This is a genomic window from Sporichthya brevicatena (genome assembly GCF_039525035.1).
Taxonomy (GTDB): Bacteria; Actinomycetota; Actinomycetes; order Sporichthyales; family Sporichthyaceae; genus Sporichthya; species Sporichthya brevicatena.
Genome location: NZ_BAAAHE010000025.1, coordinates 1 through 20,559 on the forward strand (window position 1 = coordinate 1; position 20,559 = coordinate 20,559).

The window sequence follows — 20,559 nt, forward strand, 5'->3', positions numbered from 1 at the left end:
CTGACCATGACCCCGAGCCTGGCCGAACTTCCCCTCAGATCACTTGATCAACACGCCCTAGGGCATCACCGCCACGTCCCGTTCGCGGAGCAGCAGGGTCACGCTGACCGCGAGCGTCCACAGCAGGAAGAGCACGTGCGGGACGACGAACAGGAACGGTCCGGTCAGCGCGACGACGCCGACGACGAGGGCCGCGATCCGCAGCCACTCCGGCACCAGGTGTGCGCCGCGGAGCGCGAAGAACAGCGGGATCAGGAAGCCGGCGAGCGCGTAGGGCAGCGGGAGGAAGACCGTCCCGAAGTACAGCCCGTCGATCATCCGCAGCAGATCGGCGTCGTCGGGTATCGGAGTGTCCCCGAGCTCGTACCCGAAGGGGATCAGCCCGGCCCCGAGGCCGGCGACGAGCATCAGCCCCCCGGCCGCGACGCCCGCCGCGTAGAACGCGTCGGTGCCGACCGCGCCGGAGAGCCGGCGCCGCAACGCCGCCACCAGCCAGAGGAACGCGACCCCGGCGAGCAGCATCGCGATCGAGGCCGTCATCCCCTGGCCGCGGTTGCCGCTGTCCTCCCAGTACGAGGTCCACGTCCGGTTCGAGGCGTCCCCGTCCGGGGTGTTCATCGTCATGAAGGAGATCAGGAACAGCGCGACGAAGAAGATCCCGGACAGCGGCCCCACCGCGTGCACCGCCGGCGCGGACCGGGGTGCCACCGGGACCGGAGGTGCCGCCGGCACCGGGGCGGCGGCGACCGGGGCGTCCGACGTGTCGTCGAGCACGTCGACGACGGCGTCCACCGCCGTGCCGGGAGCCGTGACGGGAGCGGGGACGGGAGCGGGGACGGGAGCGGGGACGGGAGCGGCGACGGGGTCCTCGAACTCGACGCCCGGCGGCGGGCCGGGGTCCCCGGGTGCGGGTGGGGTGGGAGCGGTCGGAGTGGCCATCGGGGCACCTCCCTGGGGCTCGTCGTGGAGCGAATCTGGCACTGCCGGACCCGGGAGGCAAGGCCGGTCGCCCACGGGACGTGGCATGCTGAGTGGGCCCGGGCGCACTGGCGCCCCGATCGGAACTCGAGGACGTTGACCGCATCACCCCGCGCAGTCGAACTGGCGATCGCCGCGGCCGAGGCCGCCTCCGACAAGCTCGCCGACGACATCCTCGCCTTCGACGTCAGTGATCAGCTGTTCATCACGGACATCTTCGTGCTCTGTTCCGGCTCGAACGACCGGCAGGTCAAGTCGATCGTCGACGAGATCGAGCACCGGCTCCGGGGGCTCGGTGAGCGCCCCGTCCGTCGTGAGGGGGAGCGGGAGGGCCGCTGGGTCCTGCTCGACTACGCCGAGATCGTGGTGCACGTCCAGCACACCGAGGACCGCATGTACTACGCCCTCGAGCGGCTCTGGAAGGACTGCCCGAGCATCGAGCTGCCCGAGGCCGTGCGGATGAGCCGGCTGCGCGCGGCCGGCGACTGACGGGGAACCAGGACGCACGTGAACCACGACGGGAGCGCGCGCCGGCGCATCGTCGTCTGGCGGCACGGCCAGACGACCTGGAACTTCGACGGCCGCTTCCAGGGCCAGTCCGACGTCGAGCTCGACGCAACCGGCATCGAGCAGGCCGCGCGAGCGGCGCAGATCCTCGCGGCGCTGGCCCCGACCGCGATCGTGTCCTCCGACCTCAGCCGGGCGCGGGCGACCGCGGAGGCGCTGGCGAAAGTGACGGAGCTTCCGGTCGCGCTCGACGAGCGGCTGCGTGAAACCTTCCTCGGGACCTGGCAGGGCCGGACCCGCGCCGAGGTCGAGGAGCTGTTCCCGGGCGAGGCCGCGGCCTGGCTCGCGGGGGGCCTCGAGCGCCGTGGTGGCGGTGAGCACATGACGGAGGTCGCCGACCGGGCCGTCGCCGCCGTCCTCGACGCCCTCGCCCCGCTCCCGCCCCGGGCCACGCTTGTCGCGGTGACGCACGGCGGCGCCGGGCGCGTCCTGATCGCGCAGATGATCGGCCTGCCGCCCGAGCAGTGGAAGGTCCTCGGCGGGCTCGCGAACTGCTGCTGGTCCGTGCTGTCCGAGCGTCCCGGGGGCGACACCGGCCCGCGTTGGGTCCTCACCGAGCACAACGCCGGAACCCTCCCGCAGCCGGTCCTGTCCGACGACCGCTGACGACTCGTCAGCTTGAGGGGACGTCAGGCGCCGGGCGTCCGGCGGCTGGAGTCGCGGATCTCGCCCACGAGTTCTTCGAGCACGTCCTCGAGCATGAGGACGCCGATGGTGCGTCCCGTCGCGTCGGTCGCGGCGGCGAGGTGACTCCCGGCAGCCTGCAGAACTCGCAACGCCTCGGAGAGCGGGGCGTCGGCGGGCACGCGGACCAGCGGACGGATCGCGTCGGCCGGCAGCGGCTCGTCCGGCCCGGCGTCGCGGAGGACGTCCTTGACGTGGACGTAGCCGACGAGGGACTCGTCGTTCCGGACGCCGAAGCGGGAGAACCCCGTGGCGGCGCAGCGGGCCTCGACGTCGCCGCACGTGGCGAACCGCGAGACCGTGCTGAATGCGTACTCGGGGATCACCAGGCGTTCGACCGAGCGGTCCTCGAACTCGAGGGCGCCGTGGAGCAGTTCGTACTCCTCGGCGTCGAGCAGGCCCTCGCGGTGCGACTCCTCGACGAGCTCGGCGACCTCGTCCCGCGTGTAGGTGGACCGCACCTCGTCGGCGGGCGGGATCCGCAGCAGGCGCAGCACGGCGTTGGCGATCGCGTTCAGCGAGACCACGAACGGCTTGAGCACCGCGACCACGGCCACCAGCGCGGGCCCGAGCACGAGCGCGGCGCGTTCGGGGCCGGCGATCGCGATGTTCTTCGGCACCATCTCGCCGAGCACGACGTGCAGGGCGACGACAGCGGTGAGCGCGACCGCGAACGCGATCGGATGCAGGGCGTCCTCGGGCAGGCCCGCGCGCTCGACCCACGGTTCGAGCAGGTGCGCCACGGCGGGCTCGCCGATGGCGCCGAGACCGAGCGAGCAGATCGTGATGCCGAGCTGCGCGCCCGCCATCATCTGCGAGACGTTGCCCATCGCCCCGAGCGTGATCTCGGCCGCGCGGGAGCCCGCGGCTGCGCGCGGTTCGATCTGGGTCCGGCGGGCGGAGATCAGCGCGAACTCCGCGCCGACGAAGAACGCGTTGAAGGCGAGCAGCAGGACGGCGACGCCGAGCGCGGTGGAGTCGCTCACGAGGCGTCCACCGTCAGCTCGACGCGGTCGACGCGGCGCCGGTCCATCGACACCACCGCGAGCCGGGCCGGCGCGGTCGCGGCCTCCCGGGCGTCGGCGGGCGTGGCTTCGGTCCGGACCTCGACGGCGACGGTGTCGCCGACCTCCGGCAGCCGGCCGAGCTCGTGCAGCACCAGGCCGGCGACCGTCTCGTAGACGTCGGACTCCGGCAGCGCGACGCCGGTGCGGTCGCGCACCTCGTCGACCCGGAGCAGGCCCGACAGCGACCACACGCCGGCGCGCACCGGGCGGACCGGCTGCTCGCCGGGGTCGTGCTCGTCCGCGATCTCGCCCACGAGCTCCTCGACGAGGTCCTCCAACGTCACGACGCCGGAGACCCCGCCGTACTCGTCGACGACGACCGCCATCTGCAGGCCGTGGTCGCGGAGCCGGGCGCTGAGCGAGTCGAGGTCGAGCGTGTCCGGGACGAGCACCGGCGGTGAGGCGATCGCGGCGACCGTCACCTCCGCGCGGCGCTCGGCCGGGACGGCGACCGCCTGCTTGACGTGCACGAGGCCGCGGACGTCGTCGGCGCCGTCACCGAGGACGGGGAAGCGGGAGAGCCCGGTCTCGCGGGCCAGTGCGATGACGGCGGCGGCCGGGTCGTCGGCGTGCACCGACCGCACCCGGACGCGCGGCGTGCGGATGTCGCCGGCGGTGCGGTCGCCGAAGGCGAGGGACCGTTCGAGCAGCGCCGCGGTCGGGGATCCGAGCACGCCCTCCAGGGCCGAGCGGTGCACCAGCGAGGCGAGCTCCTCGGCGGAGCGGGCCGAGCGCAGTTCCTCCTGCGGTTCGATGCCGAACCGGCGCAGGATCGCGTTGGCCGCGCCGTTGAGCACGCGGATCGGCCCGCGGTTCAAGCTCGTGAACCCGCGTTGGAAACCCTGGGTCGCGCGGGCCACGGCCAGCGGCCGGGCGATCGCGAGGTTCTTCGGCACGAGCTCGCCGAAGATCATCGTGACCGCCGTCGCCAGCGTCAGGCTGATCGTCAGGGCGACGGGGTGCACCCACCCGTCGGCGACCCCGGCGTCGCGGAGCGGGCCGTCCACCAACCGGGCGATCGCGGGCTCGGCGAGGAACCCGATCGCGAGGTTGGTCACGGTGATCCCGACCTGCGCGCCGGAGAGCTGCGTCGACAGCGTCTGCAGCGCGTGCTGGGCGCCGCGGGCGGCGCGGTCCCCGTCGGCGGCCGCGCGGTCGACCGCGGCCCGGTCGACGGTCACGAAGGAGAACTCCGCCGCGACGAACAGGCCGCACGCGGCGACGAGGGCGAGGGCGAGGAGCAGAAAGGCGGCCTCGGTCACCGAGGCCGCCCCGGTCTCGGAGCTGAGTCGGACATCAGGGCGGCAACGACGGACGGGTGGGGCGGGGTTCCCGGCGGCGGTGATCGGCGGCCGCGGACGGCTGCGCTGGGCTCCCTAGAATCGGGTCGCGTCCGCCGTACCCGAGGGCGCACCCTGGTTGCGGAGAGCAACCGCGCGCACACGAGACTGAGGACATGAGCGACTCCGAGCAGGCCCCCGAGACCGGCGCCGACGCCCCGAAGTTCCGCTACACCGCGGCGCTCGCCAACGAGCTGGAACGCCGCTGGCAGGACCGGTGGGAGGCGGAGGGCACGTTCGAGGCGCCCAACCCCGCCGGGCCCATGGCCGAGCCGGAGAAGGTCGCCGGCCGGGAGAAGCTCTTCGTGATGGACATGTTCCCGTACCCCTCGGGGTCGGGACTGCACGTCGGGCACCCGCTGGGCTACATCGCGACCGACGTCTACGGCCGCTACAAGCGCATGACGGGTTACAACGTCCTGCACTGCCTCGGGTACGACGCGTTCGGTCTGCCGGCCGAGCAGTACGCGGTGCAGACCGGTCAGCACCCGCGGGTCACGACCGAGGCGAACATCGCCAACATGCGCCGTCAGCTGCGCGCGCTGGGCCTGGGGCACGACGCCCGCCGCTCGATCTCCACGACGGACACCGACTACTACCGGTGGACGCAGTGGATCTTCCTGCAGATCTTCAACTCCTGGTACGACACCGAGGCCGACAAGGCCCGGCCGATCGCCGACCTGATCGCCCAGTACGCCGACGGGTCCCGGCCGACGCCGGACGGCCGCGCGTGGGACGAGCTGGCCGAGCGCGAGCGCCGCGACATCATCGACTCGCACCGCCTCGCCTACCTCTCGCACGCGCCGGTGAACTGGTGCCCCGGCCTGGGCACGGTGCTGGCGAACGAGGAGATCACCGCCGACGGTCGCAGCGAGCGCGGCAACTTCCCGGTCTTCAAGCGCAACCTGCGCCAGTGGATGATGCGCATCACCGCCTACGCCGACCGGCTGATCGCCGACCTCGACGGGCTGGACTGGTCCGACGCCATCAAGCTGATGCAGCGCAACTGGATCGGCCGCTCGCAGGGCGCCCGCGTCGACTTCGCGGTGACCACCGCGGCCGGCGCGGCGGACAAGATCACCGTCTTCACGACGCGTCCCGACACCCTGTTCGGCGCGACGTACATGGTGCTCGCGCCCGAGCACCCGATGGTCGACGACCTGCTGCCCGCGCAGTGGCCGGGCGACCTGCCCGAGTCCTGGACCGGCGGGCACCCGACGCCCGCGGCCGCGGTGGCGGCGTACCGGACCGCGGCGATGTCGAAGTCGGACGTCGAGCGGCAGGTCGACTCGAAGGAGAAGACCGGCGTCTTCACCGGTGTCCACGCGACGAACCCGGTGAACGGTGAGCAGATCCCGGTCTTCGTCGCCGACTACGTCCTGATGGGGTACGGCACCGGCGCGATCATGGCCGTCCCGGCCGAGGACGAGCGTGACTGGGCGTTCGCCGAGGCGTTCGGGCTGCCGATCCGCCGCACCGTCCAGCCGCCGGCGGACTGGACCGACGGGCCGTGGACCGGTGAAGGCGTCTCGATCAACTCGGAGAACGACGAGATCTCGCTGAACGGCCTGACGATGGCCGCGGCGAAGGAACGCATCACCGAGTGGCTGGTCGCCAAGGGTCTGGGTGAGGCGACGGTCCAGTACAAGCTGCGCGACTGGCTGTTCAGCCGCCAGCGGTACTGGGGCGAGCCGTTCCCCGTCGTCTACGACGAGCACGGTGTCGTGGCGCTGCCGGAGGAGCTGCTGCCGGTCGAGCTGCCGGAGGTGGAGGACTACTCGCCGCGGACGTTCGACCCGAATGACGCCGACTCAGATCCGGAGTCGCCGCTCGCCCGCGCGACCGAGTGGACGACCGTCACGCTGGACCTGGGCGACGGGCCCAAGGAGTACCGGCGGGAGACCAACACGATGCCGCAGTGGGCGGGCTCGTGCTGGTACGAGCTGCGCTACCTGGACCCGACGAACTCCGAGCGTCTGGTCGACCCGGAGAACGAGCGCTACTGGATGGGCCCGCGCAGCGAGAGCGACTGCGGCGGTGTCGACCTGTACGTCGGCGGTGTCGAGCACGCCGTGCTGCACCTGCTGTACGCGCGCTTCTGGCACAAGGTGCTCTACGACCTGGGCCACGTCTCCTCGTCCGAGCCGTTCCGTCGCCTGTTCAACCAGGGCTACATCCAGGCCTACGCCTACCGCGACGCGCGGGGTGTGCTGGTGCCGGCCGACGAGGTCGTCGAGGGTGCGGACGGCGTATGGACCTACAACGGCGAAGAGGTCACCCGCGAGTACGGGAAGATGGGCAAGTCCCTGCGCAACTCCGTCACGCCGGACGACATGTTCGACGCGTACGGCGCGGACACCCTCCGGCTGTACGAGATGGCGATGGGCCCGCTGGACGTCTCCCGGCCGTGGGACACCCGTGCGGTCGTCGGCTCGTTCCGGCTGCTGCAGCGGATCTGGCGCAACGTCGTCGACGAGAACACCGGCAAGCCGACGGTGCAGGACCGTCCGGTCGACGACGAGACCGCGCGCGTGCTCGCGCGGACCATCGACGGCGTCGGCCGCGACATGGACAACCTGCGCTTCAACACCGCCATCGCGAAGCTGACCGAGTGCAACAACCACCTGACCCGCGTCGTGAGCGCGGAGGGCGGGCTGCCGCGTGAGGTCGCCGAGGCGCTGGTGCTGATGATCGCGCCGCTGACGCCGCACATCGCCGAGGAGCTGTGGGCCAAGCTCGGCCACACCGGCTCGCTCGCGTACGAGCCGTTCCCGACCGCCGACCCGGCCCTGCTGGTCGAGGACACCGTCACCTGCGTCGTCCAGGTCAAGGGCAAGGTCCGCGACCGGCTCGAGGTCCCGGCCGACATCACCGAGGAGGCGCTGGTCGAACTCGCCCTCGCCTCCGAGGCGGTCCAGCGCGCCCTCGACGGCGCCGGCGTCCGCACCGTCGTCGCCCGGCCGCCGAAGCTGGTCAACGTCGTCCCCGCCTGACCGTCCCGCCCCGCCCCGCTCACGCCGGGCCGCTGTCAAAAAAGGGTGACACCCCTTACTGCGCAGTAAGGGGTGTCACCCTTTCTTTTCCACAGGCGGCGCACGGTCGACGTTGTCCACAGACCGGCGGCCGGCGCCCCCGCGGGGGCGCGAAGCCGTCTACCGTCCGGCCGTGGGTCTGCGGACGGGGTCGGGTCGCGTCGCCGAGGCCCGGGCACGCGCGGAGCTCCGGGTGCGGGAGCTCTTCGCGGTCGGCCCGGGGCCGGTCGACGCTGTGCCGGTCGACGCTGTGCCGGTCGACGCCGAGCTGGACGCCGTCGACGATCCGGACCTCCCCGGACCCGGCCGGGTTCGCCTCGGGCTCGACCGGCGCGCGGTGGGGGCGCTGCTGGTCATCGCGCTCGGGGGAGTGGTGATCGCCGGGGCCGTCGTCCTGCGGGCGCGCCCGCACGTCGAGGACGTCGGGCCCGCCGCCGTGGTCGCCCCGGGTTCGCCGGTCCCGGGCGTCTCGGCCGCCCCCGGCCTCGCCGCGCCCGGCATCGTCGTCGACGTCCAGGGCAAGGTGCGCCGCCCCGGGGTGGTGCAGCTGCCCGCGGGGTCGCGGGTCCTCGACGCCCTCGAGGCCGCGGGCGGTCCCCGTCCCGGCGTCGCGACGACCTCGCTCAACCTCGCCCGGCTCCTCACCGACGGCGAGCAGGTCGTCCTTGAGGCCGGGGACGCGGGCGCCACCGCCGGTGGCATCGGCTCCGACGGCCTGGTGAACCTCAACACCGCGACCCTCGCCGACCTCGACAGCCTCCCCGGCGTCGGCCCCGTCCTCGCCCAGCGGATCCTCGACTGGCGCTCCGAGCACGGCCGCTTCTCCTCGATCGAGGAGCTCCAGGAGGTCCCCGGCATCGGCCCGAGCACCTTCGCCGACCTGAAGAGCCGGGTCCGGGTCTGAAGGAACCGCGGCCGCGTCCATCCCCGGCCGTCGACAGCAGAGCTGCAGTGCCCTCGGCCCGCACTTCGGTAGATCTGACGCAGCGTCACCAGATTCACCCGATTGGCGTTGGGCCGTTCGCGTGACGGGCGGGGCGCAGCGGTGTGGCGGGGAGTCATGCTCGGGGGCAGCACCGGTAGTTGGCGTGCCGGTCGGGGGCGTTCGGGGGACGTTGTGGTCGGTCCATGGGGCCGGCGGGGGCGGGGAGTCGCTCTCGTCGTCGCGCCGGTACTGGTGGCGGGGTTGTCGGTCGCGGTCGCGCTGGGGGCGCGGCAGGCCGGTACACCGGCGGAGACGATGACGCCCGTCGCCGCGGAGACCGAGCGGACCCGTCCGCTGCTGCCGCACACCCGCCCGGACTGCGCGGTGCAGAAGTGCGTCGCGCTGACCTTCGACGACGGTCCGGGGCCGCAGACCCGCGCGCTGCTGCGGATGCTGCGGCGCGCGAACGCGGTCGCGACGTGGTTCCCGGTCGGCGAGGTCGCCGCCGCACATCCCGAACGGCTGCGAGCGATCGCGCGCGCGGGTCACGAGATCGGCAACCACTCCTGGTCGCACCCGGTCCTGCCGCGACAGGGCGACCTCACGGTGGCGGGGGAGATCACCCGCACCGCCGACGTGGTCGAGCGCGCCACCGGCGTTCGGCCGCGACTGGTGCGTCCGCCCTACGGCGCGCTCTCGCCCCGGGTGCGGGTCGCCCTCAAGCAGCTCGGTGCCCCGATCGTCCTCTGGGACGTCGATCCGCTCGACTGGAAGTACCGTGACGCCGATCTCGTTCACCGCAACGTTGTCGACTTCGTGCGGCCCGGATCGATCGTGCTGCTGCACGACATCCACGCGAGCACGGTCGCGGCGGTGCCGCTGATCCTCGCCACGCTCGCCGCGCAGGGCTACACCTTCGTCAGCGTCTCCGACCTGTTCGGCACCGCGCTGCGGGCGGGCCGGGTGCACACCGATCACGCGGCCGCCTGATTGCCGTCTTGACCTGCGCTTTTCTGAACCGTCTTCAGTTTCACAGCCCTGTCCGATTTACCCGGTATGACCGGATTCCGTACGATCCTCAGGTTCGGACGGAAGAGGACAGGCATGGTCGAGGCGCAGACGGCCCGGCGGCGGATCGCCGCGGTGGCGGGCATCGTCGCGCTCGGGATCTGCCTGTCGGCGACGGTCGTGGTCGTCGCGCGTACCGCCGGCTCGGACGAGGCGGCCGCCAAACCGGTCGCGTCCGCGTCGAACCTCGCCGCCGAGGATTCCGACGTCCTCAGCGAGGAACAGGCCCGCGCCCGCGACCGCGCGAAGCTCGCCGCGGAGCGCGCGCGGATCCTCGGGCTGCAACCCCCGGCGCCGGCGGACGAGGTGGCTCCGGCGCCGGCGATCCCGGTCACGGGGGACGTGGACTGCTCCGTCCTCAAGTGCGTCGCGCTGACCTTCGACGACGGCCCCGGCGCGCAGACGAGCCAGGTGCTCGCCGCCCTCGCGGAGTACAACGCGGTGGCGACGTGGTTCCCGCTCGGCGAGATGATCGCCGACAACCCGGACGCCCTGCGCGCGATCGCGGCCGCCGGGCACGAGATCGGCAACCACTCCTGGTCGCACCCGCAGCTGACCGCGCTGCGCGAACGGGACGTCAACCGGCAGATCACCCGCACCGCCGACCTCATCGCAGAGGTCACGGGCGTTCGTCCGACGCTGGTCCGCCCGCCGTACGGCTCGGTCTCGCGCCGGGTCAACGGGGAACTCGCGCGCCTGCAGGCGCCGATCATCCTGTGGGACGTCGACCCGCTCGACTGGCGCTACCAGAACACCGACCGCGTCCACCGCAGCGTCGTGCGCCAGACCAAGCCCGGCTCGATCGTGCTGATGCACGACATCCACCGCACGACGGTCGCGGCCGTCCCGCGGATTCTGCGCTCGCTGGCCCACCGCGGCTACACGTTCGTGACGGTGTCTCAGCTGTACGGCAACAGCCTGCAGCCCGGTCGCGCCTACACCGACCGCCGCGCGGACCTCGGTCGCTGAGTTTTCCCCAGGGCGCACACGTCCGGAGTTGTCCACAGTGACGGGGCTCGAGGTCAGCCGGCCGTCGTAGCGTCCGCCGGTGGACCGGATCGATCTGCGCCTGCTCCCGGCCGCCGCCGCGGCCTGGGTCGCGGCCTGGCTCGCGCCGACGCTGCACCGCACGACGGTCGGCATCGGTGTGCTCGGTGCGGGCGTCGCGGCGCTGCTGCTCGCGCGGTCGCGGACCGCGGGCGCCACGGTGCTCGCCGCCGCCCTCGGTGTCGGTGCGGCGGCCGGACTCGGGGCCGCCGCGCGAGGAACCGCGATCGCCGCCGGGCCGGTCGACGACCTCGCGCACGAGCGGGCGACGGTCCGCGTCGACCTGCGGGTGACGGGGGACCCGGCGGTCCGGGCGACGGCGTCGCGCTTCGGTCGCAGTGAGGTGATCACGGTGCCGGCGCTGGTCGAGCGAGTCCTCGCCCGGGGGACGACGACCGACGTCCACACCCGCGTTCTCGTTCTCGCGACCGATCGCGGCTGGACGAATCTGATCCCGGGTCAGGAGATGCGCGTGGCCGGGCGTCTCTCGCCGCCGCGCTCGCACAGCCCGCTGGCCGCAATCCTGCAGGTGCGGGGGCCGCCGCCGGTCGCGAGCGCTGCGCCGTGGCGGGACCGCGCCGCCGCCGACGTCCGGGCCGGCCTGCGGTCCGCCGTCGCCGGGCTCGGGGCCGCCGAACGCGGGTTGGTGCCGGGGCTCGTGCTCGGTGACACCTCGGGCATCGACCCGGAGCTCAGCGGCGACTTCCAGGTCGCGGGGCTCTCCCACGTCCTCGCCGTGTCGGGGTCGAACCTCGCGCTGCTGCTCGGGGCCGTGCTCGGGTTGGCGCGGCTGGCGGGGGTGCGACTGCGTGCGCTCCCGGTCGTCGGGCTCGCCACCGTCGTGGTCTTCGTGTTCGTCGCACGGCCGGAGCCGAGCCTGCTGCGGGCGTCGGTGATGGGCGTCGTCGGGGTCCTCGGGCTGGCGGTGGGTCGGCGCGGCCGGGCCGCGCCCGCGCTGTGCGCGGCGGTGATCGTGCTGCTGCTCGTCGACCCGTGGCTCGCGCGCTCGTACGGGTTCGCGCTCAGTGTCTCGGCGACGGCCGGGCTGATCTTCCTCGCCCCGCGCTGGCGCGACCGCCTGGCGCGCCGGATGCCGCGCTGGCTCGCGACGGCGATCGCCGTCCCCGCCGCGGCCCAGGCGGCCTGCGGTCCGGTGCTCGTGCTGCTGACCGACGAGGTGGCTCTGGTCGCGGTCCCGGCGAACCTGCTCGCCGTCCCGGCGGTGCCGCCGGCGATGCTGCTCGGCGTCCTCGCGGCGGTGACCTGGCCCGTCTGCCCGCCGCTGGCGCGGGTGTTCGGGCAGCTCGCGGGTCTGCCGGCGTGGTGGATCGTCACCGTTGCGCGGTGCGCCGCCGACGTGCCGGGCGCGACGGTGCCGTGGCTGGCGGGTGCGCGCGGGGCGCTGGTCCTGACGCTCCTGACACTCGCGGTCGTGACGGTGCGTCAGTTGCCGCCGGTGGCGGTGGGGTTGGTCGTGCTGGCGGTGGTGCTCGCGCTCCGGCCACCCGTCCCGGTGCCGTCGGTGCTCCCGAGTTCGTGGCCGCCTCGGGACTGGGTCGTGGTGGCGTGCGACGTCGGGCAGGGGGACGCCCTCGCGATCCGCGCCGGGCCGCGGTCGGCCGTCGTCGTCGACGCGGGGCCCGACCCGGCCGCGGTCGACCGCTGCCTGCGCCGGCTCGGCGTCCGCGAGATCCCGTACCTGCTCCTGACCCACTTCCACGCCGACCACGTCGAGGGTCTGCCGGGCGTGCTGCGCGGCCGTCGCGTGGCCGAGATCGGGGTCAGCCCATTGCCGGACCCCGCGGGGGAGGTGGAGCGGGTGCAGCGCTGGGCCGGCCGCATCCCGCTCACGAGCCCCGGACCGGGGGAGCAGCGCCGCGCCGGGGACGTGGCCTGGCGGGTCCTGTGGCCGCTGCGCCTGATCGACGAGGGCGCGCCCGCCAACAACGCGTCGGTGGTGCTGCTGGCCGAGGTCCGCGGCGTCCGGATCCTGCTGACCGGGGACATCGAGCCGGCCGCCCAGGCCGCCCTGCATCGCGCCGAACCGGGACTGCGCGCGGACGTCCTCAAGGTCCCGCACCACGGCTCGGCCCATCAGCACCCGCCGTTCCTCGCCACCCTCGGGGCCCGGATCGCGCTCGCCTCCGTCGGCGCCGACAACGACTACGGCCACCCCGCCCCCGCAGTCCTGCGCCTGCTCACCGCCGCCCGGACCGCGATCGGCCGCACCGACCGTCACGGCGACGTCGCCGTCGTCCTCCGCGCCGGCCGCCTGGCCGTCGTGCGGGACCGCCCCGGCTGATCCGGCCTGTCGGGCGGCCGTGGCAAGCTCACTCCCGTGAGCGGAGATGAGTAACGCGCCCGCCCCGCTGCCGGCGCTGACGCTGGTGGTGGGGCCGGAGGAGCTGCTCGCGGAGCGGGCGGTCGCGGCGGCGCGGCGGGCGGTGCGGGCCGTCGACCCGGACGCGGACGTCCACGACCTCGCCCCCGGGACGCTGCAGTCCGGGATGCTCGACGAGCTCACCAGCCCCTCGCTGTTCGCCGAGCGGCGGCTGCTGATCCTGCGCGCGGCCCAGGACCTGTCCCAGCCCGTCCTCGGCGAGGTCGAGGCGCTGGTGAAGAACGTGCCCGAGGACGTCTGCGTCCTGCTCGTGCACGCCGGCGGGGCGAAGGGCAAGGCCCTGGCCGACACGGCGAAGAAGGCCGGCGCGGTCGTCGTGGACTGCTCCGAGGTCAAGAAGGCCGGCGACAAGCTGACGTTCATCGCGGGGGAGTTCCGCGCGGCCGGGCGCCGGGTCGGGCAGGACACCGCCCGGGCGCTGCTCGACGCCGTCGGCGGCGACCTGCGGGAGCTCGCCGCCGCCTGCAGCCAGCTCTGCGCCGACACGACCGGCGCGATCGACGCCGACGAGGTCCGCCGCTACTACGCGGGCCGGGCCGACGTCACCAGCTTCCACGTCGCCGACCTCGCCCTGGAGGGCCGGACCCCCGAGGCGCTGGAGCGCCTGCGCTGGGCCCTGGCCTGCGGCGCGGAGCCGGTCATGGTCGTCGGTGCCCTCGCCAACAGCCTCCGCGGGCTCGCCAAGCTCGGGTCGGCTCCCCGCGGGCTCTCCCAGGGCGACCTGGCCCGCCAGCTCGGCATGCCGCCCTGGAAGGTCGACAGCCTCCGCCGCCAGCTGCGCGGCTGGACCCCGGACGGCATGGCCCGGGCCCTGACCGCCGTCGCCGCCGCCGACGCCGCCGTCAAGGGCGGGGCGGTCTCCACCGCCTACGCCCTCGAGCGGGCCCTGGTCGACATCGGCGCCGCCCGCCGCGACGGCTGAAGCTCCTTAACGTCAGCGGGATCGCGCGCAATAGCGCTCGATCCCGCTGACGTTGTGGCTGGTGGCGGCTAGCTGCCGGCCTTCGTGAGGGCGTGGGCCATGGCCGACTTCTTGTTGGCGGCCGCGTTGGCGTGGATGACGCCCTTGCTGGCGGCCTTGTCGAGCTGGCGGGCGGCCTGGCGCATGAGCTGGGTCGCGCCCTCGGTGTCGCCGGCCGCGGCGGCCTCACGGAACTTGCGGATGGACGTCTTCAGCGAGGACCGCACGGCCTTGTTGCGCAGCCGGGCCTTCTCGTTGGTCTTGTTGCGCTTGATCTGCGACTTGATGTTCGCCACGGAAGAGCTCGCCTCGGTCTGTCTCGGAGTCCATCGGAACGCGGGCGTGCGCGAATGCGCACGCCGAGCGCGACCGCCGAGGTTACCAGCGCTGTCCGGAAGCCACCAAACCGGCGCCGGCGCCACCCCCGGCGGTGCGGGGTGGACACGCCGTGCAGCGTACGGGTTGCGGTGAAAACTCTTCGAAACAGCGCGGGCATACGCTGAGCCAATGGCCGACTTGTTCCAGGACTACCCGCTCGGCTCGGCCTGGGACGAGATGTTCTCGGACGGCGGGAAGCCCCGTCCGGCGTGCGAGGCGGTCTACGACACCGTCCGCTCGCTCCCCAGTGACGAGCTGCGCGCCCGCGCCGACGCCCTCGCGCTGTCCTTCCTCGACCGCGGCGTCACGTTCGCGCTGGGCGGCGAGGAGCGGCCGTTCCCGCTCGACATCGTTCCCCGGATCATCACCGCCCAGGAGTGGGAGGTCCTCTCCGAGGGCGTCGCCCAGCGCGTCCGGGCGCTCGAGGCCTTCCTGGCCGACGTCTACGACTCGGGGCAGATCTTCGCCGACGGCGTCATGCCCCGGCGGCTGATCGCGACCTCGGCACACTTCCACCGGGCCGCGGCCGACGTGGTCCCGGCGAACGGGGTCCGGGTCCTGGTCTCGGGCATCGACGTCATCCGTGACGAGTCCGGCCAGTTCCGCGTCCTGGAGGACAACATCCGGACGCCGTCCGGTGTGAGCTACGTCATCGAGAACCGGCGCGCGATGACGCACGGCCTGCCGGAGGCGTTCTCCTCGCACCGGATCATGCCGGTCTCGGACTACCCGCAGCGCCTGCTCGCGGCCGCCCGCGCCGCGGCGCCCGACGGCAACCCGGACGCCGAGGTCGTCGTCCTCACCCCGGGCATCTACAACTCCGCGTACTTCGAGCACGCGCTGCTCGCCCGTCTCATGGGCGTCGAACTCGTCGAAGGTCGCGACCTGGTCTGCCGCGGCAACCGCGTCTACATGCGGACCACGTCGGGGGAGAAGCGCGTCGACGTCATCTACCGGCGCATCGACGACGACTTCCTCGACCCGCTGCACTTCAACCCCGACTCGGTGATCGGCTGCCCGGGCCTGCTCAACGCCGCTCGGGACGGCGGGGTGACGATCTGCAACGCGGTCGGCAACGGCATCGCGGACGACAAGCTCGTCTACAGCTACGTGCCGGACATGGTCCGGTACTACCTGAACGAGGACCCGATCCTCGCCAACGTCGAGACCTACCGCCTCGACGACCCCGAGACGCTGAAGTGGGTCCTCGCGCACCTGAGCGAGCTCGTGCTCAAGCCGGTCGACGCCTCCGGCGGCAAGGGCATCGTCATCGGGCCGCGGGCCGACCAGGACGTGCTCGGCGAACTCGCGGTCCGCGTCGCGGCCGACCCGCGAGGCTGGATCGCCCAGCAGGTCGTCTCGCTCTCCACCGTGCCCACGCTGATCGAGGATCAGCTGAGGCCGCGTCACGTCGACCTCCGCCCGTTCGCGCTGAACGACGGCAAGGAGATCTACGTCCTGCCCGGCGGCCTGACCCGTGTCGCGCTCCCGGAGGGGCAGCTGGTCGTGAACTCGTCCCAGGGCGGCGGGTCGAAGGACACCTGGGTTCTCGCGGGGCCGAACGACCCGGACGTCCCGAAGGCGCCGACCGTCGCCGAGGAGCCGGTGCAGGCCAGTCAGCGTGCACCGCGCGGCACCGCGTCCGACCCCGGCCCGCGCACGCTCGGTTCCGTGCCCGCCCTGCACCGGCAGGCGGCGCAACAGCAGCAGGGGAGCTCGCGATGCTGAGCCGGATCGCGGAGTCCACGTTCTGGATCGGTCGCTACCTGGAGCGGGCCGACTCGACCGCACGCATCCTCGACGTGCACGTCCAGATGCTCGTCGAGGACCCGTGGATCGACGAGGCGCGGGTCTGCACCTCGCTGATGGAGGTCATGGGCGTCGACGGGGGAGCGGAGGCGAAGTCGGCCGCGCAGGTCCTCGCCCAGCTCGCCTACGACCAGAACAACCCGAGCTCGATCGCCGGCTCGCTGTCGGCCGCGCGCGAGAACGCCCGTGGCGCGCGCGAGACCATCTCGGCCGAGATCTTCGAGGCGCTGAACTCGACCTGGATCGACCTGCCCGAGCAGCGTCGCCGCGCCGACCGCTTCGGTCCACACGGCTTCTTCAGCTGGGTGCGGGAGTCGACGGCGATCATGTCCGGCCTCGTCGACACCACGATGAGCCGTGACGAGAGCTGGACGTTCCTGACGCTCGGTCGCTGCCTCGAACGCGCGGACATGACGGCCCGTCTGCTGATGCTCCGGACGCTCCCCGGCGGCCGCGCGCCGACGTGGGGGACGCTGCTGCGCAGTTGCGGTGCGTACGAGAGCTACCTGCGCACGTACCGCGGACCGGTGCGCGAGGACCGGGCCGCGGAGTTCCTGATGATCGATCGGCTCTCGCCGCGGTCGGTGTTCTCCGCCCTGTCCGGCGCCGAGCGCTGCCTGACGATGCTCGACCCCGACGCGGGTCGCAGCGGCGTCGCCGACGAGGCGCGCCGGCTGCTCGGCCGCGCCCGCGCCGACCTTGAGTTCCGCAGCCCCGGCGACCTGCTGGCCGACTTCTCCTCCGACCTCGAGGGGTTGCAGGCCACCTGCTCGATGGTCAACGACGCCATCGCGGCGCGGTACTTCCCGCGCATCGCGCAGATGACCTGGTCGACCGAGAGCGGCGACACCGTCACCGGCCTCGCGCCGGCGGACGACTCGTCGGTGGGAGTGGCGTCGTGACCTGGCGGTTGAAGATCGAGCACCGCACGCGGATCGACTACGAGGGCGAGGTGCTCGCCTCCTACAACGAGGTCCGCATGACTCCGCTCAACGACGCCGCGCAGTCGACGCTGGACGCGCGCATCCAGGTCAGCCCGTCCGCGACCGGCTCGCGGTACTGGGACTACTGGGGTGCCTACGTCACCGCGTTCGACGTCCACGTCCCGCACCGGACGCTGGCGCTGACGGCGACGAGTGTCGTCGAGACCGCGGACACCCCGCCCGGCGGCGGGGCTGTCGGCTGGGAGACCCTGCGCGACGACCGCGTGCGCGACACCCACGTCGAGTACCTCAGCCCGACCGCGCACACCGAGGTCGGTCCGGACCTGATCGAGCAGGTCCGCGAGATTGTCGGTGACGCCGCCCCCGCGGAGGCGGCGCGCGCCTGCGCCGAGTGGCTGCGCGGGGAGGTCCGGTACGTGCCGGGCTCGACCGGCGTCCACACCGTCGCCAAGGAGGCGTGGGACGCCCGCGCCGGGGTCTGCCAGGACCTGGCGCATCTGACGGTGGGTCTGTTGCGCGGGCTGGGTGTCCCGGCCCGCTACGTCTCCGGCTACCTGCACCCCGCTCCCGAGGCCGGCATCGGTGAGACCGTCACCGGCCAGAGCCACGCCTGGGTCGAGTGGTGGGACGGCGCGTGGACGCCCTACGACCCGACGAACGGCAAGCCCGTCGGCGTCGAGCACGTCGTCGTCGCCCGCGGCCGGGACTACTGGGACGTCCCGCCGCACAAGGGTGTCTACGCCGGGCCGGGCGGTACCTCGCTCAGCGTCGAGGTCGACGTCACGCGCGTGGCCTGACCGGTCGGCCCAGCGTCCGACGAGGACGCTCGCTCTCGGTGGCGCGGCGGGCGTCGGCGTAGCGGGCCTGGAGCGCGTCGATGTTCGCGCGGAGCTCGGCGGCCTCCTGCCGGGCGATCTCGGCCTCGGCGGCGCTGCGCTGCGCGGCGAGCTCGGCCGAGGCCTGGGCGAGCCGGGCGACCTTGGCGTCGGCCTTGGCGAAGCGACGCGCGGAGCGCTCCGCCTCCTCCTCCGGGGTCCGGAAGGCGACCTTGCCGAACGTGCTGACGGACGTGATCTTGCGGAGAACTCCCATTGCGGCGGATTCAGCCCCTCACGGGTCGGGCGGGCGGGCTTGCGGGCGTCCGTCCTCGTACCCCGTCGGGTCATCCATGAAAACAACTCATATCTGGCGCACAGGTTGGCCGGGGATCCCCCCGGAATCCCCGGCCAACCCCGGCCGACCGAGGCACGTCAGCTCGCGATCTGCTCCGCGGTGAGGCGGCGCTCCAGTGCGGCGTAGCGGACCGACAGCGCGTCGAGTTCGGCGCGGAGGCGGTGAACCTCGCTCTGGGCGAGGGCGGTCTCGGCCTGGCTGCGGCGCAGGGCGAGCGCGGTGGACTCCTCGGTCAGGGCAGCGACCCTGGCCTCGGCCTTGGCAAGCTTCCGGAGCATGCGCACGGCGGACTCAGCTCCTTCGATGAGTGGGCGGTCGTACCACTCCAGGGAACATCGCTCGCCCGCCCCGCGCCGGTCCCTCAATGCCTGTCCAGCAACCCTTCAGGCCGCTCCCAGGATCGCCGGCCCCGCCACTGCCCCGGGCAGGAACAGGGTCGAGTCGCCGAACTCGTGCCAGAGGTAGTCCCGGCCGAGGGCGGCGCGGTACGCGGTGGCGACGAGGTCCGGGCCGACGACCGCCTCCAGCAGGAGCAGGTGGCTCGCTTCCGGGGCGTGGAGGCCGGAAATCAGCCCGCCCACCACCCGCGCCGGACGGTCCGGGCCGAGGACGAGGTCGGTCCAGCCCGCGGCCGGCTCGACGAGCCCGTCGGCGTCGGACGCCGACTCGAGGGCCCGGACGACCGTCGTCCCCACCGCGACGACCCGGCGACCGGCGCAGCGCGCGCTGTTCACCAGCCGCGCGGTGTCGGGCGGGACCGCGAACCGCTCGGGCAGCGGTGGTTCGCCCGCCTCCTGGCTGGACACGCCCGCGTGGAGCACGACCGGGGCGACGGTGACGCCGCGCGCCATCAGCCGGACCAGCAGCTCCGGGGTGAAGGGCCGCCCCGCGCTCGCCATCTCGGCACTGCCGGGCCGGTCGGCGTAGACGGTCTGGTGCTCGTCGAGCCGGAACCGCGCGGAGTGGTGCGCGTACCGGATCGGCCGGCCGTGCCGGGCGAGGTGGTCGAGCAGGGCGACCGGCGTCTCCGGGACCGCCCGCCACAATCGGCTCGACGCGGCCGGTTCCGGATAGGGCGCGACCAGGCGCAGGCGCAGCCGACCCTTGACCTCGACCCGTTCCCCGGCGGCGCCGTCCCACTGCGGACCGGCGCGGTCGGGGCGGCGGAGCTCGACGACCCAGCTTCCGTCGGGCAGTTCGGCCGAGACGTGCACGACGGTCGGCCGGCGGTCTTCGCGCCGACCCTCCAGCGCGGCGGGCACCGTCGCCGAGGTGTTCACGACGAGCAGGTCGCCGGGGGAGAGGTGCGCCGGGAGGTCGGAGAACCGGCGGTGCGCGACCGTCTCCGGCGTCGCGACCAGCAGACGGACCCCGTCGCGGGTCAGGCCGCGACGCTCCGGCGGCATCGCCGCCTCCCGCTCCGGGCCGAGCTCGAATGCGATCGCGGGCGCGGGCAGCGTCCGGAATCTCATCGGGTCGCCCCGACCGGGCGCAGGGCCTCCGCGGTGTAGCGCCCGCTGGGCAGGTCGTCCTCGACGAGGCGGAGCAGCGCCGGGACGACGGACTCGGGCGCCGGCCGCCCGGCCGGGTCCTCGCCCGCGGCGGCCGCGAGCTCGGTGCCCATGTCGCCGGGGTCGAAGACGTACGTCCGCACCGCGGGGTGCTCGACGGCGAGGACGGCGCTGAGCAGGTCGAGGGCCGCCTTCGACGCCCCGTACCCGCCCCACCCGGGGTAGGCCTCGACGGCGGCGTCGGAGGAGACGTTGACAATCCGGCCGCGTCCTCGTTCGAGGGCGGGGAGCAGCAGCTGCACCAGCCGCAGTGGCGCGACGGTGTTGACCGCGAAGACCTGCTCCAGGTCCGCGAGCGGGTACGTGGCCAGCGGGGGCAGCGGCACGGCGCCGAGGACGCTCGCGTTGTTCACCAGCAGGTCGACGCGCGGCCCCGCGGCCTCGACCAGCGCGGCGCGGTGGAACGGGTCGGCCACGTCACCGGCGATCGCCGTCACCCGCGTCGGGTCGGGGAGCCCGGCGACCGCGGCGGCGAGGACGTCGGGGTCCCGGCCGTCGACGACCACGTGCCAGCCGCGGGAGACGAGCTCTCGGGTCAGGGCCAGGCCCAACCCGCGCGAGCCGCCGGTGACCACGGCCCGGGGTGTCTGCAGTGCGCTCATCGTGTGCTCCTT

19 protein-coding genes are annotated in these 20,559 nt (G+C 73.6%); 11 read left to right on the top strand and 8 right to left on the bottom strand.

Annotation, left to right across the window (positions count from 1 at the left end):
- Positions 1-57 precede the first annotated feature (57 nt).
- Positions 58-939, bottom strand: coding sequence for a hypothetical protein (locus ABD401_RS15145; protein ID WP_344606165.1), 882 nt, complete (start codon positions 937-939; stop codon positions 58-60).
- Between the two features lie 135 nt (positions 940-1,074).
- On the opposite strand from ABD401_RS15145, the gene rsfS reads away from it, so the two are divergent.
- Positions 1,075-1,467: a ribosome silencing factor gene (gene rsfS / locus ABD401_RS15150; protein ID WP_344606167.1), complete on the top strand. Its 393-nt coding sequence runs from the start codon at positions 1,075-1,077 to the stop codon at positions 1,465-1,467.
- A gap of 18 nt (positions 1,468-1,485) precedes the next feature.
- Positions 1,486-2,151 (top strand): histidine phosphatase family protein, encoded by a 666-nt coding sequence (locus ABD401_RS15155; protein ID WP_344606169.1) that lies wholly within the window; start codon positions 1,486-1,488, stop codon positions 2,149-2,151.
- A 23-nt stretch (positions 2,152-2,174) separates the two neighbouring features.
- Here ABD401_RS15155 and ABD401_RS15160 read toward each other — a convergent pair whose 3' ends face one another.
- Together ABD401_RS15160 and ABD401_RS15165 are read right to left on the bottom strand one after the other, a co-directional pair.
- Complete coding sequence (locus tag ABD401_RS15160) at positions 2,175-3,215, bottom strand: hemolysin family protein (protein ID WP_344606171.1); 1,041 nt, start codon at positions 3,213-3,215, stop codon at positions 2,175-2,177.
- Complete coding sequence (locus tag ABD401_RS15165) at positions 3,212-4,558, bottom strand: hemolysin family protein (protein ID WP_344606173.1); 1,347 nt, start codon at positions 4,556-4,558, stop codon at positions 3,212-3,214. Before ABD401_RS15165 ends, ABD401_RS15160 begins: the two co-directional genes overlap by 4 nt.
- A 194-nt stretch (positions 4,559-4,752) precedes the next feature.
- Between ABD401_RS15165 and leuS the strand changes: the two genes are divergently transcribed.
- From leuS to holA, 6 genes are all read left to right on the top strand, one after another.
- Entirely contained in the window at positions 4,753-7,629 is a 2,877-nt protein-coding gene (gene leuS / locus ABD401_RS15170; RefSeq protein ID WP_344606175.1) for a leucine--tRNA ligase, read from the top strand.
- Positions 7,630-7,801: 172 nt separating this feature from the next.
- Entirely contained in the window at positions 7,802-8,572 is a 771-nt protein-coding gene (locus tag ABD401_RS15175; protein ID WP_344606177.1) for a ComEA family DNA-binding protein, read from the top strand.
- Between the two features lie 273 nt (positions 8,573-8,845).
- Positions 8,846-9,583, top strand: a complete 738-nt coding sequence (locus ABD401_RS15180) for a polysaccharide deacetylase family protein (RefSeq protein WP_344606342.1) — start codon at positions 8,846-8,848, stop codon at positions 9,581-9,583.
- A 114-nt stretch (positions 9,584-9,697) separates the two neighbouring features.
- Positions 9,698-10,630, top strand: coding sequence for a polysaccharide deacetylase family protein (locus ABD401_RS15185; RefSeq protein WP_344606179.1), 933 nt, complete (start codon positions 9,698-9,700; stop codon positions 10,628-10,630).
- Positions 10,631-10,709: 79 nt separating this feature from the next.
- A complete protein-coding gene (locus tag ABD401_RS15190) occupies positions 10,710-13,010 on the top strand; it encodes a ComEC/Rec2 family competence protein (protein WP_344606181.1) in 2,301 nt (766 codons plus the stop codon).
- A 46-nt stretch (positions 13,011-13,056) separates the two neighbouring features.
- Positions 13,057-14,031 carry a DNA polymerase III subunit delta gene (holA, locus tag ABD401_RS15195; protein ID WP_344606183.1) on the top strand — a complete coding sequence of 325 codons (975 nt, stop codon included), beginning with the start codon at positions 13,057-13,059 and terminating at the stop codon, positions 14,029-14,031.
- 68 nt (positions 14,032-14,099) lie between these two features.
- Here the strand turns inward: holA and rpsT are convergent, their stop codons facing one another.
- Positions 14,100-14,366 (bottom strand): 30S ribosomal protein S20, encoded by a 267-nt coding sequence (rpsT, locus tag ABD401_RS15200; protein ID WP_344606185.1) that lies wholly within the window; start codon positions 14,364-14,366, stop codon positions 14,100-14,102.
- A 211-nt stretch (positions 14,367-14,577) separates the two neighbouring features.
- Here rpsT and ABD401_RS15205 point away from each other — a divergent pair, with 211 nt between their 5' ends.
- From ABD401_RS15205 to ABD401_RS15215, 3 genes are read left to right on the top strand one after another with little or no spacing between them, the layout of a single operon-like run.
- Entirely contained in the window at positions 14,578-16,176 is a 1,599-nt protein-coding gene (locus ABD401_RS15205) for a circularly permuted type 2 ATP-grasp protein (protein WP_344606187.1), read from the top strand.
- The gene (locus tag ABD401_RS15210; RefSeq protein WP_344606189.1) at positions 16,170-17,159 is read left to right on the top strand and encodes an alpha-E domain-containing protein; all 990 of its coding nucleotides are present in this window, start codon (positions 16,170-16,172) and stop codon (positions 17,157-17,159) included. The genes ABD401_RS15205 and ABD401_RS15210 overlap by 7 nt, the downstream gene beginning before the upstream one ends.
- Positions 17,156-17,998 (top strand): transglutaminase family protein, encoded by an 843-nt coding sequence (locus ABD401_RS15215; protein WP_344606191.1) that lies wholly within the window; start codon positions 17,156-17,158, stop codon positions 17,996-17,998. The genes ABD401_RS15210 and ABD401_RS15215 overlap by 4 nt, the downstream gene beginning before the upstream one ends.
- On the opposite strand, the gene ABD401_RS15220 is transcribed toward ABD401_RS15215, so the two are convergent.
- From ABD401_RS15220 to ABD401_RS15235, 4 genes are all read right to left on the bottom strand, one after another.
- On the bottom strand, positions 17,982-18,293 hold the full coding sequence (locus tag ABD401_RS15220; protein ID WP_344606193.1) for a hypothetical protein: 312 nt from the start codon (positions 18,291-18,293) through the stop codon (positions 17,982-17,984). The genes ABD401_RS15215 and ABD401_RS15220 overlap by 17 nt on opposite strands.
- A gap of 158 nt (positions 18,294-18,451) precedes the next feature.
- Positions 18,452-18,658, bottom strand: coding sequence for a hypothetical protein (locus ABD401_RS15225; protein WP_344606195.1), 207 nt, complete (start codon positions 18,656-18,658; stop codon positions 18,452-18,454).
- 99 nt (positions 18,659-18,757) lie between these two features.
- On the bottom strand, positions 18,758-19,846 hold the full coding sequence (locus ABD401_RS15230) for an S-adenosylmethionine:tRNA ribosyltransferase-isomerase (RefSeq protein ID WP_344606197.1): 1,089 nt from the start codon (positions 19,844-19,846) through the stop codon (positions 18,758-18,760).
- Positions 19,843-20,547 carry an SDR family NAD(P)-dependent oxidoreductase gene (locus tag ABD401_RS15235; protein ID WP_344606199.1) on the bottom strand — a complete coding sequence of 235 codons (705 nt, stop codon included), beginning with the start codon at positions 20,545-20,547 and terminating at the stop codon, positions 19,843-19,845. Before ABD401_RS15235 ends, ABD401_RS15230 begins: the two co-directional genes overlap by 4 nt.
- Positions 20,548-20,559: the final 12 nt, after the last annotated feature.

Bases quoted from the DNA above. Each gene is read 5' to 3' on its own strand.
- ABD401_RS15230 (WP_344606197.1), bottom strand. From the start codon at position 19,846: ATGAGATTCCGGACGCTGCCCGCGCCCGCGATCGCATTCGAGCTCGGC.
- ABD401_RS15185 (WP_344606179.1), top strand. From the start codon at position 9,698: ATGGTCGAGGCGCAGACGGCCCGGCGGCGGATCGCCGCGGTGGCGGGC.
- leuS (WP_344606175.1), top strand. From the start codon at position 4,753: ATGAGCGACTCCGAGCAGGCCCCCGAGACCGGCGCCGACGCCCCGAAG.
- ABD401_RS15145 (WP_344606165.1), bottom strand. From the start codon at position 939: ATGGCCACTCCGACCGCTCCCACCCCACCCGCACCCGGGGACCCCGGC.
- ABD401_RS15235 (WP_344606199.1), bottom strand. From the start codon at position 20,547: ATGAGCGCACTGCAGACACCCCGGGCCGTGGTCACCGGCGGCTCGCGC.
- ABD401_RS15205 (WP_344606187.1), top strand. From the start codon at position 14,578: ATGGCCGACTTGTTCCAGGACTACCCGCTCGGCTCGGCCTGGGACGAG.
- holA (WP_344606183.1), top strand. From the start codon at position 13,057: ATGAGTAACGCGCCCGCCCCGCTGCCGGCGCTGACGCTGGTGGTGGGG.
- ABD401_RS15220 (WP_344606193.1), bottom strand. From the start codon at position 18,293: ATGGGAGTTCTCCGCAAGATCACGTCCGTCAGCACGTTCGGCAAGGTC.
- ABD401_RS15210 (WP_344606189.1), top strand. From the start codon at position 16,170: ATGCTGAGCCGGATCGCGGAGTCCACGTTCTGGATCGGTCGCTACCTG.